General features: G+C 37.7%; 2 protein-coding genes. Both read left to right on the top strand.

All coding sequences use genetic code 11. From position 1 onward, the window contains the following. On the top strand, nt 1-819 hold an 819-nt coding region (locus tag IDG60_RS10340; protein WP_164825825.1), incomplete at its 5' end, for an NADH dehydrogenase subunit 5. 12 nt (nt 820-831) lie between these two features. Further along, nucleotides 832-2841 (top strand): putative inorganic carbon transporter subunit DabA (locus IDG60_RS10335; RefSeq protein WP_206160670.1); only part of this gene is annotated, 2010 nt, incomplete at its 3' end.

Raw genomic sequence — 2841 nt, 5'->3', positions numbered from 1 at the left:
GCACCAACGCCAGTATCGGCAATTATGCATGCAGGAATTGTGAATGCAGGTGGTGTTATTCTAACTCGTTTTGCGCCGATATTTGATAATGGATTTGCGTTATCATTATTACTTATCCTTTCTAGTATTTCTGTATTGTTAGGATCGGGTATTAGCTTGGTTCAAGTTGACTACAAAAGACAGTTAGTGGGCTCTACGATGAGTCAAATGGGCTTTATGTTAGTTCAATGTGCATTGGGTGTATATTCAGCAGCGATTATTCATTTAATATTGCACGGTATTTTTAAAGCAACATTATTTTTACAATCAGGTTCTATCGTGAAGCGATTCAATATTCCAAAACAAGCATCTGCTAAAGACGCTTATGGCTGGATTGTCATGGGACGTGTATTAGCTATTATCGTGGCATTTCTATTTTGGATGAGTAGTGACAGAAGTGCATATGAAGTGTTAAGTGCACTCATTCTAGCATGGTCATTACTTGTATCTTGGAATCAGATGGTAGCCTTTAGTAAAGGGCGCATGGCACGTCTGGTTGGCATGATTTTGATTGCAATTGTGACATTTATCTACGTCATCACACACAATTATTTTTACGATGTATTACAAAATATAACAACACATGCGACAACACCGCCTACAGTGAGTGTCATCATTAGTGTTGTCATTTTAATCTTTGGCAGTTTATTAAGTATTTGGGTGGCGCGTCATCGATACTCTAAGGGTTTTGCGGTATTGTACGTGTGGTTAGTTAATCTAGGTGAAGCACGCTCGAAAGCGATAGAAAGTCATCCGAATTATTTGAAGAAGTATTTATAGGAGGTGAAAGGTATGACAACACAGTTAAATATCAATTCAGTCATTGAAAATGCGAAACGTGTTATTACACCATTATCACCGATTTCGATTTTTGCAGCACGTAACCCCTGGGAAGGATTAGAAGCGGATACGTTTGAAGATGTCGCAAAATGGTTACGTGACGTTCGCGATGTGGATATTTTCCCAAATAAAGCATTAATAGAAAGCGCTGTGGCACGTGGTGAATTAGATGAAAGTGTCTTTAATCAACTTGTTACTGATATGTTACTTGAACATCACTACAATATCCCGCAACACTACATCAATCTTTATATTGATAACATTAAAACATTAAAAGACGTACCTGCATCATATATGAATCATTCAAATGTTGATGTTGTTGCTGATCTACTATTAGAAAAATCAAAACGTGATATGGCTGAATCATATCATCACTATGATGTACGTCCGATGAGTGATGCAATAATAGATGAACAAGGTGAGCCACTTAGCGAACAAGTGAATCGTCAAATGATTAAATGGACGAAACTTTATATCGATCAATTTCTATCGAGTTGGACAATGCCGAAGCGTGAGCAAAGTTTTTACCATGCATGGTTGCATTTAGCGCAACATGACCATAGTTTTACTAAAGCACAGCGCCAAGTGATTAAAGGCTTACCCAATGATCCTGAAATGACGATAGAGTCAGTATTAACTTATTTTTCAATAGATCAGGAAGACTACCAAGCTTATGTTGAAGGACATCTTTTGGCGTTACCGGGTTGGGCAGGTATGTTGTATTACCGTTCACAACAGCATCACTTTGAACAACATTTGTTAACGGATTATTTGGCAATTCGGTTAGTTGTCGAACAATTGCTAGTTGGTGATGAGTTTAAGTCAGTCACTAAAGATTGTGAAAGTAGATCGGAAAATTGGTTTAAGCAAACTGTTGCATCATTGTGTTACTACAGTGATATGCCTAGCGATGTATTACTACAACATGACGTCAATGAAATTCAAACGTTTATTCATTTTGCAGCAACTATGAATAAAAATGTATTTAAAAATTTATGGCTAATTGCCTGGGAAATGACATACGAATCTCAGTTAAAACAAAAAATTAAAGCAGGTCATGAAAGTGTGGCGGGCGCATTAGATGTAAACCAAGTAAATGTCTCAGAAAATGATAACGCTAATCAGCCACATTCAGTATTGTTAAATGACACACAAGCAGTTGATGAAAATAATAGCGAGCTAAATCAGGTGGGCACATCAACGAAAGCGCAAATTGCATTTTGTATAGATGTTCGTTCAGAACCATTTCGTAGACATATCGAAGCAGCAGGGCCCTTTGAAACGATTGGTATTGCAGGTTTCTTTGGATTACCTATTCAAAAAGATGCCGTAGACGAACAATTCAAACATGATTCATTACCTGTCATGGTACCGCCGGCATATCGCATTAAAGAATTTGCAGACCGCTACGATATGAATGTTTATCGACAACAGCAACAGACAATGTCATCGATGTTTTACACATTTAAATTGATGAAAAATAATGTTATGCCTAGTCTGTTATTGCCTGAATTAAGTGGGCCATTTTTAAGCTTGAGTACCATTGTCAATTCGATTATGCCTAGAAAAAGTCGCGCGTCTTTACAAAAAATAAAACAAAAATGGTTGAAAAAGCCTGAAACAAAGTTAACGATTGATCGTGAGTTTGACCGAACATCAGACTTACCTGTTGGATTTACTGAGCAAGAGCAAATTGATTTCGCGTTACAAGCGTTGAAATTGATGGATTTAACCGAAGCATTTGCGCCGTTCGTTGTGTTAGCAGGTCATGCTAGTCATTCTCACAATAATCCACATCATGCATCACTTGAATGTGGGGCTTGTGGTGGCGCATCAAGCGGTTTTAATGCTAAGTTATTAGCGATGATATGTAATCGTCCAAATGTCAGACAAGGATTAAAACAATCAGGTGTGTATATTCCAGAGACAACTGTTTTTGCGGCAGCAGAACATCATACGTCT

The sequence above is a fragment of the Staphylococcus sp. EG-SA-2 genome (assembly GCF_017152085.1).
This window is presented reverse-complemented; position numbering and strand designations above follow the sequence as displayed.